16 protein-coding genes and 1 pseudogene are annotated in these 18275 nt (G+C 67.1%); 9 read left to right on the top strand and 8 right to left on the bottom strand.

Annotation, left to right across the window (positions count from 1 at the left end):
- Positions 1-14: 14 nt before the first annotated feature.
- From GOPIP_RS26770 to GOPIP_RS26760, 3 genes are read left to right on the top strand one after another with little or no spacing between them, the layout of a single operon-like run.
- Entirely contained in the window at positions 15-965 is a 951-nt protein-coding gene (locus tag GOPIP_RS26770; protein ID WP_006373022.1) for a helix-turn-helix transcriptional regulator, read from the top strand.
- Between the two features lie 56 nt (positions 966-1021).
- A complete protein-coding gene (locus GOPIP_RS26765; RefSeq protein WP_006373021.1) occupies positions 1022-1414 on the top strand; it encodes a hypothetical protein in 393 nt (130 codons plus the stop codon).
- Positions 1415-1416: 2 nt separating this feature from the next.
- Positions 1417-2259: an alpha/beta hydrolase gene (locus tag GOPIP_RS26760; protein WP_006373020.1), complete on the top strand. Its 843-nt coding sequence runs from the start codon at positions 1417-1419 to the stop codon at positions 2257-2259.
- Here the strand turns inward: GOPIP_RS26760 and GOPIP_RS26755 are convergent.
- Positions 2222-3472, bottom strand: a complete 1251-nt coding sequence (locus GOPIP_RS26755; RefSeq protein WP_006373019.1) for an SAM-dependent methyltransferase — start codon at positions 3470-3472, stop codon at positions 2222-2224. The genes GOPIP_RS26760 and GOPIP_RS26755 overlap by 38 nt on opposite strands.
- A gap of 159 nt (positions 3473-3631) precedes the next feature.
- A complete protein-coding gene (locus GOPIP_RS26750) occupies positions 3632-5059 on the bottom strand; it encodes an aldehyde dehydrogenase family protein (RefSeq protein WP_006373018.1) in 1428 nt (475 codons plus the stop codon).
- A 158-nt stretch (positions 5060-5217) separates the two neighbouring features.
- Here GOPIP_RS26750 and GOPIP_RS26745 point away from each other — a divergent pair, with 158 nt between their 5' ends.
- The 3 genes from GOPIP_RS26745 to GOPIP_RS26735 all read left to right on the top strand — a co-directional run bounded on the left by GOPIP_RS26745 (position 5218) and on the right by GOPIP_RS26735 (position 6821).
- The gene (locus GOPIP_RS26745; RefSeq protein ID WP_006373017.1) at positions 5218-5538 is read left to right on the top strand and encodes a putative quinol monooxygenase; all 321 of its coding nucleotides are present in this window, start codon (positions 5218-5220) and stop codon (positions 5536-5538) included.
- A 126-nt stretch (positions 5539-5664) separates the two neighbouring features.
- Positions 5665-6369 carry a TNT domain-containing protein gene (locus GOPIP_RS26740; RefSeq protein ID WP_006373016.1) on the top strand — a complete coding sequence of 235 codons (705 nt, stop codon included), beginning with the start codon at positions 5665-5667 and terminating at the stop codon, positions 6367-6369.
- Between the two features lie 2 nt (positions 6370-6371).
- A complete protein-coding gene (locus tag GOPIP_RS26735; protein WP_006373015.1) occupies positions 6372-6821 on the top strand; it encodes an Imm63 family immunity protein in 450 nt (149 codons plus the stop codon).
- Here the strand turns inward: GOPIP_RS26735 and GOPIP_RS26730 are convergent.
- The 5 genes from GOPIP_RS26730 to GOPIP_RS26710 form a co-directional block, all read right to left on the bottom strand.
- Positions 6813-9158 carry an MMPL family transporter gene (locus tag GOPIP_RS26730; protein ID WP_006373014.1) on the bottom strand — a complete coding sequence of 782 codons (2346 nt, stop codon included), beginning with the start codon at positions 9156-9158 and terminating at the stop codon, positions 6813-6815. The genes GOPIP_RS26735 and GOPIP_RS26730 overlap by 9 nt on opposite strands.
- 13 nt (positions 9159-9171) lie before the next feature.
- Positions 9172-9807 carry a TetR/AcrR family transcriptional regulator gene (locus tag GOPIP_RS26725; protein ID WP_006373013.1) on the bottom strand — a complete coding sequence of 212 codons (636 nt, stop codon included), beginning with the start codon at positions 9805-9807 and terminating at the stop codon, positions 9172-9174.
- Positions 9808-9915: 108 nt separating this feature from the next.
- Positions 9916-11442: a DEAD/DEAH box helicase gene (locus tag GOPIP_RS26720; protein WP_006373012.1), complete on the bottom strand. Its 1527-nt coding sequence runs from the start codon at positions 11440-11442 to the stop codon at positions 9916-9918.
- 280 nt (positions 11443-11722) lie between these two features.
- Positions 11723-11959 (bottom strand): hypothetical protein, encoded by a 237-nt coding sequence (locus GOPIP_RS26715; protein WP_006373011.1) that lies wholly within the window; start codon positions 11957-11959, stop codon positions 11723-11725.
- Between the two features lie 35 nt (positions 11960-11994).
- Positions 11995-13518, bottom strand: coding sequence for an alkaline phosphatase family protein (locus GOPIP_RS26710; protein WP_006373010.1), 1524 nt, complete (start codon positions 13516-13518; stop codon positions 11995-11997).
- A 219-nt stretch (positions 13519-13737) separates the two neighbouring features.
- On the opposite strand from GOPIP_RS26710, the gene GOPIP_RS26705 reads away from it, so the two are divergent.
- From GOPIP_RS26705 to GOPIP_RS26695, 3 genes and pseudogenes are all read left to right on the top strand, one after another.
- On the top strand, positions 13738-15195 hold the full coding sequence (locus tag GOPIP_RS26705) for a dihydrolipoyl dehydrogenase family protein (RefSeq protein WP_006373009.1): 1458 nt from the start codon (positions 13738-13740) through the stop codon (positions 15193-15195).
- Positions 15196-15294: 99 nt separating this feature from the next.
- Positions 15295-15729: a MarR family winged helix-turn-helix transcriptional regulator gene (locus tag GOPIP_RS26700; protein ID WP_006373008.1), complete on the top strand. Its 435-nt coding sequence runs from the start codon at positions 15295-15297 to the stop codon at positions 15727-15729.
- A pseudogene (locus GOPIP_RS26695) lies at positions 15726-17396 on the top strand (MFS transporter); the annotation flags it as partial. The gene GOPIP_RS26700 and the pseudogene GOPIP_RS26695, both read left to right, overlap by 4 nt.
- A 111-nt stretch (positions 17397-17507) precedes the next feature.
- Here GOPIP_RS26695 and GOPIP_RS26690 read toward each other — a convergent pair.
- Positions 17508-18143 carry a GPR1/FUN34/YaaH family transporter gene (locus GOPIP_RS26690; protein ID WP_244421238.1) on the bottom strand — a complete coding sequence of 212 codons (636 nt, stop codon included), beginning with the start codon at positions 18141-18143 and terminating at the stop codon, positions 17508-17510.
- Positions 18144-18275: the final 132 nt, after the last annotated feature.

Here is an 18275-nt window from a genome sequence, read left to right as displayed (position 1 = left end):
GACAGACTTTCCCCATGCGCGCCGAGCGGTTGTTGTCGGTCCTGATGCTGTTGCGATCACGGGGCCGGATGACCGCTGCCGATCTGGCCACGGAACTGGAGGTCTCCGAGCGCACGGTGCTCCGTGACATCGAGGCGCTGTCGTTGTCCGGTGTGCCGGTCTACTCCGAACGGGGCCGCCATGGCGGATTCGCGTTGGTTCCGGGATATCGGACGGACCTCTCGGGACTGACGCTGCACGAATCGATCGCCCTGCTCTCCGGCGGAGGACGAATCGACTCGCCGGCGGCGGCGCGCGCCAAACGCAAACTCGAGGCATCCCTACCGGATGCGCACCGCGGGCAGGTGGCCGACGCGGCCCGTCGAATCCTGGTGCGCCCGGACGGATTCGTGAAAGCGGCCGACGACCTCGATGCGCTGCCGCCGGTACAACAGGCCGTCGTCGAAGGCCGGCGGATTGCCGTGGTCTATCGGCGGCCCGGAGCCGAGCCCGCCGAACGCGTTCTCGATCCGATCGGGCTGATCGTCGCCGGTGACTCCTGGTATTTGGTCGCGAACTCCCAAGGGGCCGAACGTATGTACCGGATCTCGAGGATGTCGGAGGTGCGCCTTCTCGACGAGCCCGCCGACCGTGCGGACACCGTCGATCTGGAGCAGGTGTGGGAACGGCGCAGGGATGCGTTCCGCTCGCGCTTCACCCCGCTCGACGTGACGGTCGAGTGCTCACCGGAATCGGTGGAGGCCCTGACGCGCGGACCGGTATCAGTCCTGTCCGTGGAACCCGACTCCGACGCGACCGCGACAGCCGGCGGGGTGCGCGTGACGCTGCACTTCGGCGACGGGGCACGCGCGACACGGATCCTGTGGTCGCTGTCCTTCGACATCGAGTTGTCGGTGATCGAGCCGATTGCGCTCCGACGAGAGTTGGCAGAACGCGCCCAGCGACTCGCGGCAGTGCACATCTGAGCTGCGGGTGCCCGTATTTGCCCCCTGTACCTCGCGCGAACAGCGATAATGACGCCATGGCAGACAAAGGTGTGCATGGGGTGGGGGCGCGTCCCGGTGAGCGTCAGCGAATCCGGAAGCTGGCGCAGGCCGCGCTCAATGCGGATGTGACCGTCGAGCAGGTCGACACGATCTTGACCGACCTGGGCTCGGCGCTCGACGGCTTCGACCGCACGCTGTCCGACCTGGACGGCACGATCGAATCGCTCAACTCCACGCTGGGTCAGCTGAGTACGACCCTGAACATGGTCGATGCGACCGTGGATCGGATGGCCGACGTCGTCGCCCGTCTGGAGAAGGTCGTCGGCAGGGTGGAAGTGCTTGTCGCGGTGGGTGAGACGGCGCTGAAGCCGCTCGGCGCGATCGAATCGGCCGGACGCAGCGTGATGTCGCGGATCGGGCTGGGGTGACCATGTCGGCAGCCGAAGAACGGCAGTTCCGCGGGGCGCACGGCGAGACGATCGTCTACGACCTGTACCGGCCGGCTGCAGGTGAGCCGCGTGCCCTGGTTGTCATCGCACACGGGATGGGTGAGCACGGCCGCCGCTACCGGCACGTCGTCGATGCACTCACTGGGGCCGGGTATCTCGTCGCCGTTCCCGATCACCTCGGTCACGGGCGATCCGGTGGGGCGCGGATGCGCATCACCCGGTTCAGCCAGTACACCGACGACCTCGCCCGGGTGATCTCCGAGACGGCGATCGACGGCGTGCCGACCTTCTTGATCGGTCACAGCATGGGCGGGTGTATCGCCTTGGACTACGCGCTCGATCACCCCGAAGCCCTTGCCGGACTGGTGTTGTCCGGGGCGGCGATCATGCCGGGCGACGATCTGCCCGGTCCGTTGATCGCGGTGTCGAAGCTGGTGGGCAAGATCGCTCCCACCTTGCCGACCCTGGCCCTGGACTCGGGCAGCATCAGCCGTGATCCGGCGGTGGTCGCCGACTACGAGTCCGACCCGCTGGTGCACCGCGGCAAGATTCCCGCCCGTCTCGGAGCCGAGATGGTCTCGACCATGCAGTCGTTTCCCGCGCGGCTGCCCTCGCTGCGGATGCCGGTGCTGGTGATGCACGGCAGCGAGGACACGCTCACCAACCCCGACGGCAGCCGGCTCGTCGACGAGTTGGCGTCGTCGACCGACAAGACGTTGATCATCTGGGACGGGTTGCGTCACGAGATCTTCAACGAGCCCGAAAAGGACGAGGTGATCGGCACTCTCACGCGTTGGCTGGCCCAGCGGGTCGGCGCATCGTGATCTGCTCGACGTCCATGCGGCCGTCGCGGAAGGCCATGCGCCCGCCGACGAGGTAGAGCCGCCACACCCGCGCCATCTCCTCGCCGACGAGGTCGATGACGGCGGCCTGGTTCTTCTCGAACGTCTCGTACCACGCGTCGACGGTGCGCACGTAGTCCTGGCCCATGTGCCGGATGTCGGTGACGTGCAGCCCGGCGTCGGCGAGCATGCCGACCGTCTGCGAGACCGGACGCATGTACATGTCGGGGGCGATGAACGACTCGATGAACGGGCCACCACCGGGATGGTGTCCGGCGCGTCGCGACATCTGCTGGATGCACACGCCGCCGCCGGGGATCACCTTGTCGTGCAACACTTTCGCGTACGTGGGGTAGTTGCGTTGCCCCACATGTTCGCCCATCTCGATCGAGGCGACGGCATCGAAGCCGGTGTCGGGGATCTCGCGGTAGTCCTGCACGCGGATCTCCACCAGGTCGCCGAGGCCGCGTTCGGCGATCCGGGCGTCGATGAACTGTTTCTGCTCGGCGGCGATCGTCACACCGACGACGCGAGTGCCATAGTGCTGGGCTGCATACAGCGACAGCGAACCCCACCCGCATCCGATGTCGAGGAGGCGGGCTCCCGGCTCGAGCTGGTCCAGCCCGACGTTGCGGCACACCCGATCCAGCTTGTCGGCTTGTGCATCGGCCAGCGAGTATCCGGGATCGTCGGAGGTCCACAACGCGCTCGAATACGCCATGTGCTCGTCGAGGAGCAACGCGTAGAAGTCGTTCGACAGGTCGTAGTGATGGCTGATCGCGGCCCGGTCCCGGGCACGCGAATGCAGTCGCCCGCGCACCCGCGCCTGCGTTGCGGGCGGGGCCAACGGCAGGCCGAGAAGCCGGTGGGTGACGGCGAGTCGGGCGAGGTCGAACAGCAGACGGGGTGTCGGACGGATCGGCCCGAGACCGCGCTCGGTGACCGCCGCCCACAGGTGGGTCAGCGCCTCGTCGAGGTCGCCGGAGACGTCGAGTTCGCCGGTCACATAGGCCTGCGCCGCACCGAGTTCGCCCGGATGCCACAGCATGCGCCGCAACGCATCCCGGCTGTAGAGGACGACGTGGGGTGCGTCGTCGGGGCCGGCGGTGCTGCCGTCCCACGCGGTCAGATGTATCGGCAGGTCGCCGCCGATCCGGTCTTCGATCACGCGTGCCAGCGATGCGGCGACGGTCATGGGGCCTCCTCGGATGGGGTCGGTCACCCGTTGTTCGCCGCCCGCCGCGGAGCGGATGGGTCGTTACGGGCCGCAGTTGTCCGCCGACGGCGCCCCCCGAGATGGCGAGCGCTGTCGGCGGTACCCGAGGCGCCGCCATGCGACGCTGTGCCCGATGGGTCAGGCGCTGTAGCCCAGCAGCGACTTGACCTCGAGGAAGTCCTCGAAGCCGTAGTCGCCGCCCCACTCGCGGCCGTTGCCGCTCTTCTTGTAGCCGCCGAACGGGGCGGCCGGGTCGACCTGCGCGCCGTTGAGCGAGATCGATCCGGCTCGGATCGCCCCGCCGATACGACGCACCTCGTCGAGGTCCTTGCCGGACACGTAGCCGGCGAGGCCGTACTCGGTGTCGTTGGCGATTTTGATGGCCTCGTCGATCGAGTCGTAACCGATCACCACCAGCACCGGTCCGAAGACCTCGGTGCGGGCGATCTCCATGTCGTTGGTGACGTTGGTGAACACGGTCGGCTTGACATAGAAGCCCGTCTCCAGACCGTCCGGTCGACCCGCCCCGCCGATGACGGCGTTGGCGCCCTCGTCGATCGCGCGCTCGATGAGACCCTGGATCTTGTCGAACTGGGCCTCGGAGACCACCGGGCCCAGCCGGACGCTGCTGTTGGGATCACCGACGGTCAGGTCGGCACCGGTGGCCTTGGCGATCTCGGCGACCTCGTCGAGCCGCGAGTTGGGAACGAGCATGCGGCTCGGCGCATTACAGGACTGTCCCGAGTTGAGCATCATCGTCGCGATGCCGCCGGCGACGTTCTTCGCGAAGTCCTCGTCGTCGAGGATGATGTTGGGGCTCTTGCCGCCGAGTTCCTGCGCCACGCGCTTGACCGACGGGGCCGCGTTCTTGGCGACCTCGATGCCCGCCCGGGTGGAACCGGTGAAGGAGATCATGTCGACGTCGGGGTGCGACGACAATGCGACACCGACCCCCGGCCCGTCACCGTTGACGAGATTGAACACACCGGCGGGAACGCCTGCGGCGTCCATGATCTCGGCCACGATGGCCGCGCTGAACGGCGCGATCTCCGACGGCTTGAGCACGACGGTGCAGCCGGTGGCCAGGGCCGGGGCCAGCTTGCACATCACCTGGTTGAGCGGCCAGTTCCACGGAGTGATGAATCCGCACACGCCGACCGGTTCCTTGACGATGCGGTGGCTGCCGCGGTCCTCACCGAACGAATAGGTGGGCAGGGTCGCCGCGGCGGTCATGAGGTGACCCAGCCCGATCGGTACCTGAGCAGCCTTCGACAACCCGGCCGGAGCGCCCATCTCCTCGGTGACCGCCGCGGCCAGATCGTCCATGCGCTTCTGATACTCGGCGACGATGGCGTTGAGTACGGCGGTGCGCTCCTCGACGGAGGTGACGCCCCAGGTGGTGAAGGCCCGCTTCGCCGCAGCGACGGCGGCATCGACGTCGGCGGCCGTGCCGAGTGCGACCTGACCCGCCGACTTCTCGGTGGCCGGGTTGATCACGTCGATGAGATTCAGCTCGGTCGGCTCGACCCACTGGCCATCGATGTAGAACTTGGTGATCTCGCGCATGTGTCCTCCGTCTCGGGGCTGATGCCCGTGTGTGTTCCACCCCACAGTATCCCTCCCGGACGGCGCCCGAGCTAGCGGTCGGTAAGCGCAGGTGAACTGTCTCAGAACGAGACGGATCGACGCACCGAACGGCCGGTTGGCGCCCTAGGCTGATCCTCATGATCCATATCGTCGCCACCTGGAAGATCAAGCCCGAATACGCCGACTCCTGGCCGTCGCTGAGCAAGGAATTCACCGAGGCCACGCGCTCCGAACCGGGCAATCGCTGGTTCGAGTGGTCGCGCAGCATCGACGACCCGAACGCCTACGTCCTCATCGAGGCCTTCGACGACGACGCCGCGGGAGCCCACGTCAACAGCGATCACTTCGCGAAGGCCACCGCCGAGTTGCCGGCGTACCTCGCCGAGACCCCGAAGATCATCAACACCACCGTCGATCAGGATGAGTGGTCGGAACTGGGGGAGATGAAAGTCGACTGAGTCGGTTCGGGGGTATTTCGCCTCGGCCGAGGTCGCATTCTGTCCTTGTGCTGTGAAGATCCTGACATCCGGTTAGGATCTTCGCAGCTCGTTACGGTGACGGGCGCTTTCTCGAAAGGCGCGGGAATGGTGTATCGCAGGCTCGTTCTGTCCGCTTTCTTTGCTGTGGCCCTGGTGCTTTCCGGAGGCGGAATTGCTTCTGCCGCACCTGGTTCACTCGATCTCGGGTCATCCGGCTGGGATATTCCGGGGATCACGCACGGCTGCTCGAAAGAACTGTTCAACGGAGACAAGCGACTCGGACCCGAAACGCTGTCGAACAAGGCTCCGGTGGGTCCGCAATTGGTCGGTTACCACCGATTCGGAAAGCTCAACGCCACATCTTTCCTGGAGAAGTGGTGGAATGTCGAAAAGAACACCTGGAACTGGCCCGACAAGCAGGGCTACGTGCTCGACGGCAACGGCAATCCGATCAAGAGTGAGTTCACCCTGTCGCCCGGAACGCGAATCGACCGCTATGGCAGCGAGTACGGCAACTTCTTGGCGCCCGAGGGGACACCTTACGCCAAGCGTGGCCTGCCCCCGGTGAACCTGGTTGGCGACTACCCCGAATCGTGCAACTACCACGACTACACGGTGCTCAAGCCCATGAAGGTCTACAGCGGCAAGATCGCCCCGGTATTCGAGCAGCCCAGCCTCGGCCTGCAATACGAGGTGGTGGCCGACCTGCTGGTGGTCACACCGAAGGACGAGGAGTGCGGAGCGACGGTGAACGTCTTCTGGCTGCGATGCGCGGGCTACCTGCAACAGACCTTTCCGGGACCGCAGTAGCGGTGACCCGACCGCCGAACCTGCTCGACGACGAGACGCGCGCACGCATCGAAGACCTCGCGCGCCGGATGGACGCCCGGCCCGGTGATGTGCCGGAACTCGGATTCGTGCGCGACGATGGCTTCCCGTCCTGCTGGCAGGCGCCGGACGGCTCCTGGCATCTGATGAGCCGGGAACGGGGACAGGTCATTTCCGATCGGGTGGCCACCGATCGTGAGGAGTTCGTGCGGATCGTCGCCGAGCAGATCGCCGAGATGCGGGCCCACCGGCTCCACGAGCCGGGTACGCCGGACTTCCGGCGTGCGGCATGGCAGGAACAGTACGACGCACTCGGATCGGTCGACCGACGGTGGGCCCGGCAATGGCTCGACGCCACGCGAGCGGAGTTGATCTCGCGTGGCGCCGACGCCGCGGTGCTCGGCGGGTTGCCGTCGGCGGAGGATTCAGCGTGAGGTGCTGACGGGTTCGCGTTCGGGCTCGTCATCGGGTGCCGTGCCGGCACCGAGTTGTTCGCCCTCGATGTCGATGTTGGGCAGGATGCGGTCGAGCCAGCGCGGCAGCCACCACGCCTTGTCGCCGAGCAGCGTGAGTACGGCGGGCATCAGCGTCATGCGGATGATGAACGCGTCGAAGACCACGGCGATGGCGAGTGCGAAGCCCATCACCTTGATGAACTGCATGTCCTGCAACATGAATGCGGCGAACACCGAGATCATGATGGCGGCGGCCGCGGCCACCACGCGCGCGCTGTGCCGGTAGCCGACGACGACCGCCTGCTTCGCGTCGGCGCCGTGTACGTAGGCCTCCCGCATGCGCGTCACCAGGAACACCTGATAGTCCATCGCCAAGCCGAACACGATTCCCACCAACATGATGGGCAAGAAGCTCACCAGCGGCTGCGGATTGCTGACGATGCCGCCCCAGCCGTCGGTGAACAGCGCGACGGTGACACCGAAGGTGGCCGCGACCGACAGCAGGAACCCGAGTGCGGCGACCAGCGGCACCAGGATCGAGCGGAACACCACGATCAGGATCAGGAAGGCCAGACCGACCACGATCAGCACGTAGGGGATCAGTGAACTCGACAACCGGTCGGAGACGTCGAGTTCGATCGCCGTCTGCCCGGTCACCCCGTAGGTCAGTCCGGTACGTTTCTCGACACCGGACTCCATGTCGCGCAGGTGGGTCACCAGATCGTGCGTCTGGTCCGAATCGGCTGCGCTGGAGGGGATCACGGAGATCTCGACGGTGTCGCCGGCCTTGTTGATGCCGTCGGCGGCGATCCATGCGTGTGCCACACCGTTGGTGGAGCGCACCTGATCGACGAGGCGATCGAAGGCCTGCACGCGTTCGGGTTCACCGGTGACGCCGCGTCCGTCGACCACGAGGACGAGCGGGCCGTTGTAGCCGGGTCCGTACTCGTCGGCGACGAGGTCGTAGGCCTGTCGCTGGGTGGTCGAGGGGTCCGAGGTGCCGTCGTTGGGCAACGCCAGTTTGAGTCCCACCAGCGGTAAGGCCAGCAGGATCAGCAGCACGACGATGACACCGGTGATCACGCGCGGATGATCCACCACCCGCCGCACGTAGCGCTGCCCGTTGTGCACGCGCACCGACTCCTCGCCGGTGACGTCGGGGGCATTGAGGAAACGCAGGCGGCCGGCAAAGGCCTTGCTGCCGAACAGTCCCAGGATCGCGGGTAGCAGCGTCAACGCCACCAGCACGGCCACGATGACGGTGCCCGCGGCGGCGATGCCCATCGCGGTGAGGAACGGGATGTTGACCACGGCGAGCGCGGCGAGCGCGATCACCACCGTCGACCCGGCGAAGACCACCGCCGAGCCGGCGGTGCCCACCGCGCGTCCGGCGGCCTCGGCACGATCTGCCGACTTGTGTATCTCATGCCGGTAGCGCGAGACGATGAACAGGGCGTAGTCGATTCCGACGGCCAGGCCGATCATCGTCGCGAGCACCGGGGTTTCCTGGCTCAGGTCGAAGAAGCCGGTGGCGATGGATACGCCGAGCATGCCCACGGCGACACCGATGATCGCGGTCAGAATCGGCATACCCCAGGCGACCAGGGAGGCGAAGGTCAGGATCAGGATGATCGCGCCGATCCCGATACCGATGATCTCCGAGGTTTCACTGAGCTTGAATCCGCTTGTGGCGGTGCCCTTCATCTCGACGGTCAGGCCGGCGTCGCGGCCGGTCTGGGCGACCTTGTCCATCGCGTCGTGCATCGACGAGGTGACATCCGCGGCGGCCGAGACATCGAACCCCGCCCCGAACTGCACGGCGGTGGCGTCGGCGTTGACCGGGGCGCCGGCCGCCACGGTGGCCGCAGCGGCCTCGGGGGTGGCGCCGAATGTCTTCTCCTGGAAGGCGATCAGCTGCTGACGGATGGGCCCGGGGTTGGCCTGGGTGCCGTAGACCTGCAGTGGATTGATGAGCTTGTCGGGGTTCTTCACCTTCTCGACGGTCTTGAGCTCGTCGAGCATGCGCTGCACCGCGTCGGCGTATCGCGGGTCGGTGAGCGATGCGCCCTTGGGCGTGGCCACCACGTAGGTCACGCTGACGTCGTCACCGAATTTCGGCTTGTCCGGGAAGCGTTCGACCATGAGGTTCTGCGCCCGCTCGGACGGAATGCCCGGGATCGAGAAACTTTCGGTGGTGGGTTTGGACAGGAACGCCGCGCCGACACCGAGTGCGATCAGCACCAAGATCCACACTGCGATGGTCTTGAACCGGTTGGTGTAGGCCCAGCGGCCCACCCGGGACAGGAATGTTGCCACGGAACAAAACTCCTCAGTTGTTGGACAAGCTCGGGGATGTGATCGGAAGTTGTTGTGCCGTGCCGGCTCCCAGCTGATCGAAAGCGGCGTCGAGCATCTCGCGGGCGGAGTGGTGCCCCGTGTCGCGGTGCGCCGACCAGAATTCGAGCGCGGTCCGCGCCGCACACAGTGCGGTGGTGAACGCAAGGTGGGGCTGCAGGGTCTCGGGGTCGGCGCCGCGGGCAGCCATCATCTCCGACAGTCGGGTGTCGATCGAGGCGCCGAGATCGATGCTGCGGGAGTGCGCGGTCAGTGCGGGTTCGGTGTCGAACAGGCGCAGCAGGGTGACCAGCGCCTCCGGGTCGGTGTCGGAGTCGGTGGCGATCTCGGTCATTGCGAATCTCAGGGAATCCCAGAGTGATTCGCCCTGCGGGCGGGCCCGGACGCCGTTGTCGATGCGGTCGAGGAGAACACCGACAAACGCGATGAGGGCGTCCTCTTTGCTGGTGAAGTAATTGTGGAAGGTACGCACCGACACCCCGACCTCGGCGGCGACGGCGTCGATGGTCACCGCGTCGATGCCGTCGCGGGTGGCCAGGGTCAGGACGGTCTCTGCGAGGGCGAGGCGGGTGGCCGCCTTCTTGGACTCACGCAGGCCGGAGGATCGCATGACTCCCACCGTACGGAAATTGCACGGCCTGCAATGTTGCAGACCCGTGCAATTATGAGGGGCTTGTCTCGCCGCGACCCGCAGGTGACGCGGGTCACGCGAGTGTGATCAGCGAGCCGACGACGAGGTGTGTCGACGTGCGACCTGGCCTTTGCCGTTGCGGCCGTTGCCGCGCCGTGCATTGCTCTGTCCGTCGCGGCTGCGGGCCCCACCGGACCGCGCGGCGGTTCCGGTGCGAGGGGTGCTCGACTCCGGGTGGCCGGTCGCCGACCGGTGACCGTTGCCCGAGCGTGACCGTGAGCTCTGGCCGCCGGACTGCTCGCTGCGCGCACGGCCGCCGCTGTGGCCGCCACCGTCGCGACTGCCGGCGCGGGTGCCACCGCGGTTGCGTCCGCCGGACTGGCCGCCGGATCGACGCGGTCCGCGCGCCTGCCGTTGCGGCGCGGGCTGCTCGGGGGCGGGCGTGACATGGGCGGCCCGCTCGCCGACGAGGGTGACGACGGCGTCGGAGCCGGCGTCCACACGCTGCGGGGTCACCTGGATCTTCGCCTTGTGCAGCAGCGAACGCAGGTCCCGGCGCTGCTCGGGCAGGCACACGGTGACGACGTCACCGGCGTTGCCGGCACGCGCGGTACGACCCGAGCGGTGCAGGTAGGCCTTGTGCTCGGCCGGCGGATCGACGTGCACGACCAGCTCGATGCCGTCGACGTGCACACCGCGTGCGGCGACGTCGGTGGCGACGAGCACCCGGACCGAGCCGTTGCCGAAGGCGGCCAGACTGCGGTCGCGCTGTGCCTGCGACAGGTTGCCGTGCAGATCAACCGCGGGAATGCCGTCGGCGGTCAGCTTCTTCGCGAGCTTCTTGGCCTGGTGCTTGGTGCGGGTGAACAGGATTCGTCGGCCGGTGCCGGAAGCGAGGGTGTTGATCAATGCGGTCTTGTCGCCGGCGCCCGCCACCTCGAAGACGTGGTGGGTCATCTGCTCGACGGGCGAGGAGGAGTCGTCGACCGAGTGCATCACCGGCTTGTTCAGGAATCGCTTGACGAGTTTGTCGACGCCGTTGTCGAGGGTGGCCGAGAACAGCATCCGCTGTCCGTCGGCGGGGGTGGCCGCGAGGATGCGGGTGACGGCGGGTAGGAAGCCGAGGTCGGCCATGTGATCGGCCTCGTCGAGCACGGTGATCTCGACGTTGTCCAGACGCACGATGCGTTGCTGCACAAGGTCTTCCAGGCGGCCGGGGCAGGCGACAACGATGTCGGCGCCGCGGCGCATCGCGTCTTCCTGACGCTTCTGGCTGACGCCGCCGAAGATCGTGGTGACGCGCAGGCTCAGCGCAGCTGCGAGGGGTTCGATGGCCGTCGCGATCTGGGTGGCCAGCTCACGGGTGGGGGCCAGGACCAGTCCGGTCGGTGCACCCGGGGTGCGGGTGACCTCCATCTCGGCCAGGCCGGCGACCAGCGGGATGGAGAAGGCCAGGGTCTTGCCGGAGCCGGTACGGCCACGGCCGAGGACGTCGGCACCGTCGAGGGTGTCGGTCAGGGTGTCGGCCTGGATGGGAAACGCCTCGGTCTTGCCGTCGGCGGCGAGTACCTCGACGAGTGCGGTGGGTACACCGAGGGATGCGAATGTCGTCATACGTGTGGTGCCTTTCGGGCAGTCTCACGGCGCAGGGATCACCCACATCCGCGAGAGGGATGGCGAACGCGCGGGTCCGCGCATTCGTTCGCCGTATGAAGTGGAGTGATCGAGGCGGTTCTCTCCGACCGGCAGGCCAGTAGGCCCGGGTGGGACCGCCGAAAACAGTCGTTCTACGACGTCTGACTCCGCGCTGGGCGGGTCATTCGTTGACCAACGCTACACGGTTGCGGCGAGAACGGGCGAATCGTGGCGCGAGTCACCTCCGGTCACACGCGTCTCAGGCGACGCTGCTCGCGACGGCCACGATCACTCCCGCGACGGTGAGGACCCCGACGACGACCGCACACGCGATGGCCGTACGGCGACGGCCCTGACGTGCGGCGCTGATGCCGAGGCCGACGGCGATGAGGATCGCTGCGGCATACACCGAGATGCCGATGGTGAGCCCGGCGACGGCGCCGTTACTCATTGCGAGCACCTGCGGACAGCGGCCCTGATCACGCGTACCGATCATGGTCCGAGTACATCACGGTCATCCCGCGGCGACGGTCACCCGGTCGGTGCTCGTCGGGTTCCCGGCTGCTGGCGCGGCATCGAATTCGGCGGGACCGGGTAGGGCCGGCCGTGCCCGGCGGTACCCGCCGCGATGTTGGGACCGCACTGCAGCAGGGCGTTCTGCGCGTCGGGATTGGGGTCGCCGAAGTGTGGTCGTGCGGAGTTCGGCCGACTGCCGAAGTCGAAGGCCGAGGTCATGTCGCCGACGGTCGCACGGCGCCACGCCGTCAGGTTGGGCACGTCGACGCCGAACCGCTTCTCGATCAGCCTCAGCTGCGAGGTGTGGTCGAAGGTCTCCGAGGCCACGAGTCCGCCACGGCTGTAGGGCGAGATCACGAAGCAGGGCACGCGATAGCCGAGGCCGATGGGGCCGCGGATGCCCTTGGCGGCCGGGAACCGGTTGAGATCGCCGACGCTCACGTACTCGCCGGCGGTACCCGGAGGTGCCGTCGGCGGGGTGACGTGATCGAAGAAGCCGCCGTTCTCGTCGTAACTGATGATCAGCGCGGTCTTTTCCCACACCGCGGGATTGGAGGTGAGGATGTCGAGGAGTTGCACGATGCCGACGGCGCCGAGGGCGGCGGGCAATGCCGGATGCTCGCATTCCATCGCCGGTGGGATCACCCAGGAGACCTTCGGCAGGCGGTTGGCCTTGACGTCTGCGGCGAAGTCGTTGGGGTAGGTGGGGGCGATACCGCGCTTGGCGAGTTCGGAATTCGGGTCCTGGGCCTGCTTGAAGCAGCCCATCATGCCGTCGAGGATCACCGACGAGACCGGCCCGAAGTCCTTGTTGTTGTAGATCTTCCAGCTCACCCCGGCCTCTTGGAGGTTCTCCGGCATGGTGCGCCACGAATAGACGAATTTGGGGATGAGCGTGGGGGTTTCGAGGAGCGGCCCACCGTGGCGGCCCTCCGGGTCGAGGGTTGCGCTCATCCAGTACAGGCGGTTGGGGTCGGTGGGTCCGAGTACCGAGCAGTGGTAGCCGTCGCACAGGGTGAAGGCCTCGGCGAGCGAGCGGTGGACCGGGATGTCCTCACGCTCGTAATAGCCCATCAACGCCGGGGCGTTGTCGGGGCCGACCGACTTGATCGACATCGGGAGCCAGCCGTCGTTGCGGCCGCCGTTCCAGGCCTGGTGCAGGCCGGCCCACGAATGGTCGGGGTCGTTGATGCACTCGCCGTCGAGGTTGGCCCCCGCGGTGGTGTCGAGCCGGAACGGCATGGTGTAGCCGCTGGGCGTCGGACCTTTTCCCGGCGCCCAGCCGTACTGCTTCCAGGCCGGGGATGCTTCACCGAAACCCCGTACGCCGGAATAGGTTCCGAAGTAGTGATCGAACGAGCGGTTCTCCTGCATGAAGAGCACGATGTGCTCGATGTCGGCGAGTGATCCGGTCCCGCCGGGATCGGCCGATGCATAGGCCTTGTCGATGATCGGTGCGGCCCACGAGGTGAGCAGTGCGCCGCCGCCGGTCGCGGCGACCCGTCTCAGGAATTCACGTCGACCCAGTCCTGCAAACATCGATGAACCCACATCTCCTCGTCGCGAACTCCCCACGGGGCAGGGTGCGCCCCGCTGTGACCCGCGGACAGTATCCGACCCACGCGAACGGTGGGTGAATCGGCTGTGATGCCCGCGAATCCCCTCAGCACCCTAGCCCGTCGGGGGGTTCGGGGATGCGCGTCGCCGGGATTGCCGGAGTTGTCGAATCCCGCATCCCGACGCGCCTACGGTGGAGGGATGTCCACGACAGCGACCTACGACGTCCTGGTGATCGGCGGCGGACCGGCCGGGGAAAACGCGGCCGATTACGCGATCCGCGGAAGCGACCGCACCGCCGCGATCATCGACCACGAACTCGTCGGCGGGGAGTGCTCGTACTGGGCATGTATGCCCAGTAAGGCGTTGCTCGGGGCGGGTGCCGCCTTGGACGGGGCTGCCGGTCTTCCCGGTGCTCGTCCGTCGCTGGCGTCGATGAGCCCGGACCGCGGCGCGCTGTTCGCCTGGCGTGACGACTTCACCTCCCACCGCGACGACGCCTCTCAGGTGCAGTGGGCGCGGTCGGCCGGCATCGACGTCATCCGTGGACACGCGCGGCTGGTCGGGGATCGGGAGGTCGAGGTGAGCGGCGCCGAGGGCACCCGGCGGTTGCGCGCACGCCGGGCGGTGGTCCTGGCGACCGGCAGTACCGCCACCATCCCGCCGATCCCGGGCCTGGCCGCCGCGCTGCCCTGGACTTCCCGCGACGCCACCAACATGCTCGACGTACCGCGCCGGGTGGCGATCCTCGGCGGCGGCGTGGTGGCGTGCGAGGCGGCGACCTGGCTCACTGATCTCGGCGCCGCGGTCACCCTGCTGGTCCGCGGGGATCGCCTCCTGGCGAATGCCGAACCCTTTGCCGGACAACGGGTTGCTGACGCACTGTCCGAGCGCGGCGTCGACGTGCGCTTGCGCGCCACGCTCGCCGAGGTGGATAGGGACGACGCCCGTGACACCGGATACGGTCGGCGCCACGGTGGGCCGGTCCGGGTGCGCATCGCCGGGCGCGACGGCGCGGTGACCGACGAGATCGAGGTGGACGAGATCATCGTTGCCGCCGGTCGCACACCCGCGACCACCGACCTCGGTCTCGAGGTCCTCGGCATTGATCCGCACCAACCGCTCGACGTCGACGACCATCTCACCGTCGGCGAGCACTCATGGCTCTATGCGGTCGGCGACGTGAATTCACGTGCGCCCTTGACCCACATGGGCAAGTACCAGGCCAGGGTGGCCGGTGAGGTGATCGCGGCCCGTGCCGACGGCACCGATCTCGTCGACCCCCGTTACCGCGCCTCGGCCGATCACGGGGCCGTGCCCCAGGTGGTCTTCACCCGCCCGCAGGTCGGCAGCGTCGGACTCACCGAACGCGCCGCGCGCGAGGCGGGCATCGATGTGCAGATCTCGGCGCTCGACATCGCGGTCGCCGGATCATCGCTCGAACGCGACAATTACCGCGGTCATGCGCAACTGGTGATCGACCGGTCCCGCGATCTGCTCGTCGGGGTCACCTTCGTCGGTCCCGAGGTCGCCGAACTACTGCACTCGGCAACCGTGGCCGTCGTGGGAAGGGTTCGGCTGCAACAGCTCTGGCATGCGGTGCCGTCGTATCCGACGGTCAGTGAGGTATGGCTGCGGCTCCTGGAGCAGGTGCACTGAAGGTTTCGACGCGCCGATCGCGGATGCTGTCGGAAATACCCCGTTTGCGCGGTACGAGACATTTGATCAACCAAAACTGATAAGCCTAGGCTGTCGATCATGACCGATGACGACATCCTCGACGTCGCGGCGGGACTGAGGCTCACGCTCGGCGTGCTGTTGCGACGGCTCCGGGCACATCGCAATCCCGACGATCCGAGTGTCCCGGAGACGACGGTGCTGGCACGACTGGACCGCGACGGTGAGAGCACCGCAGCCGAACTCGCCCGCCGCGAACAGATCACGCCGCAGTCGATGGGGGTCACGATCTCGTCGTTGCTCTCCGGGGGACTCGTCGCCAAGGCTCCCGACCCCGCCGACGGTCGGCGTGCGGTGCTGCGACTGACCGCCAAAGGCCGTGCGGTGCTCGGTGATCGGCGCAACCATCGCACCCAGGCCATCGCGACCGCCATGACCTCGGTCCTCGACGCCGACGAGATCCGAGTCGTCGCTGCCGCTTTGCCCCTGCTCGACCGGGTGGCCGAGGCCCTGTGAGCGCGCCGACGGACGAGAAAACGGTCACCGACGACCCCGGCTATCGGTGGGTGGCACTGTCGAACACGACTGCCGCGGTGTTCATGTCGGCGCTCGACGGGTCGATCGTCATCATCTCGTTGCCCGCGATTTTCCGCGGTATCGGGCTGGACCCGTTGGCGTCACAGAACATCGGTTTCCTGCTCTGGATGATCATGGGTTATCGGCTGGTGCAGGCGGTGGCCGTCACCACGCTGGGCCGGCTCGGCGACATGTTCGGTCGCGTGCGGATCTACAACGCGGGATTCGCGGTCTTCACCGTCGCGTCGATCCTGTTGTCGTTCGACCCTTTTCACGCGTCCGGCGCGGCGATCTGGCTGATCGCGTGGCGGTTGCTGCAGGCGCTCGGCGGATCGATGCTCACCGGCAATTCGGCTGCCATCCTCACCGACGCGTTCGCCTCGGATCGCCGGGGATTCGCGTTGGGGCTCAATCAGGTTGCCGCGCTCGCCGGACAGTTGAGCGGACTGGTCCTCGGTGGTCTGCTGGCCGCATGGGATTGGCGGGCGGTGTTCTGGGTGAATGTCCCGGTCGGCGTCTTCTTCACGGTGTGGGCCTACCGGAAACTCCGCGACAACGGCGAACGCCATCCGGGGCGGATCGATTGGTGGGGCAACGGGTCGTTCGCGTTCGGTCTCTCGGCGATACTCATCGCCATCACCATCGGACTGCAGCCCTACGGCGATCACACCATGGGCTGGGAGAATCCGGTCGTGGTGGCGCTGCTGGTCGGGGGCGTGGTGTCGTTGATCGCCTTCGGTCTCATCGAGAGTCGGGTGGCCGAACCGATGATCGAGCTGACGCTCTTCCGGATTCGGGCTTTCACCGCCGGAAACCTGGCGGCACTGTGTGCGTCGCTGGCGCAGGGCGGACTCCAGTTCGTGTTGATCATCTGGCTGCAGGGCATCTGGTTGCCGCTGCACGGCTACGATTTCGCCGACACCCCGCTGTGGGCGGGAATCTTCATGCTGCCGTTGACATGCGGGTTCTTCGTCGCCGGCCCGCTGACCGGTGCGCTTTCGGATCGGTTCGGTGCCCGCGGCTTCGCCACGGTCGGCATGGTGCTCTTCGGATCGAGTTTCGTCGGCCTGTTGTTCCTGCCGATCGTGTTCCCGTACTGGGCGTTTGCGTTGTTGATCGCGCTGAACGGAATCGGCACCGGCATGTTCGCCGCACCCAACACCTCCTCGATCATGGGAAGCGTTCCCGCCCGGTATCGAGGGGTGGCGTCCGGGATGCGGGCCACCTTCCAGAACTCCGGGACCGCACTGTCGATCGGTGTCTTCTTCTCGTTGATGATCGTGGGCCTCGCCGCGCATCTGCCCGAGACCATGTCAGCGGGATTGCAGCAGCAGGGTGTGCCCGCCGGGGTCGCCGGTGAGGTCGCCAATCTGCCTCCGGTGGCTTCGCTGTTCTCGGCGCTGTTGGGCGTCAATCCGATTGAACATCTCCTCGCCGGCACCGGAGTGCTCGGTCACCTGAGTACGGCCCAGCAGCAGGCACTCACCGGTCACGAGTTCTTCCCTGATCTGTTGTCCGGACCGTTCCACGACGGACTCGTCATCGTCTTCGTCGCCTCGATCGGGTTGTCGATCTGTGCGGCCGTCGCCTCACTGCTACGCGGTGCCCCCACGGCGCCGACGCTGACGTCGACGCCGGAGGTCGTGCGCACAGGAGACGACGACAGCAGGGGTCACGACACCAGAGCTCACGACAGCAGGGGGTCACGACACCAGAGCTCACGACAGCAGTGGACGTCCCAGTGGCAGCGCCGAGCCGCCGGTGGAACTCGACATCGCGTCGAAGAACAGATAGGCGCCGACCGCGGCGAAGGCGAACACCACCCAACCTGCGGCCGTCTGAATGGTGCTACTACCGTGCGCGGTGGCCACCAGGACCAGAATCAGTGCGACGTCGATGAGGACGAAGAGCAGGGTGAACGCGAACGGAAGGCGCAAGGTGGCCAAGGTCAGCATCACGATCACCACCACCCACGAGGTGAGGAACACCTCCTGCGTGGCCACGGCGTTGTCGGCTCCGACGCCGTACCAGTTGTGGGCGAGACCGAGCACGAGTGCTGCGTAGCTGAGCCAGAATCCGGCGAAGATGCCGAAGACCGCGGCCACGGCGTTCTGCGCGAGCGACAATGCCCACACGGCGGCGACGAGTTGTCCGATTCCGGTGGCGGCCAGGATGATCGGAATCGACGCGCCGACTGCGGTCGCCGGGACGAATCCGATCAGCACCATCCCGAGTGCCACCGATCCGACGATGAAGGTCGGGACGCCGATGGTCGCCGGATTGCCCACGGGCGCCGGCGGTGCGGTATCGGCGGTGGTGTTCACATCGGGTGGGGCAAGTGCAACGTCGGTCATGGGGGTGTCCTTCGCGGAGAGAATGGCATTCATCGGCGATGCCGATCGTCAACGTAGGCGCGTTGTGTCCGGGGTCACAATGATTGGTCGACAATCCTGTTCCGCGACTGGCCATCAGGTCAGCGGGTCAGT

This window comes from Gordonia polyisoprenivorans NBRC 16320 = JCM 10675 (genome assembly GCF_000241325.1).
Classification (GTDB): Bacteria; Actinomycetota; Actinomycetes; order Mycobacteriales; family Mycobacteriaceae; genus Gordonia; species Gordonia polyisoprenivorans.
Note: the sequence above shows the minus strand (reverse complement) of the source record. Positions and strands in the feature narration are given on the sequence as shown.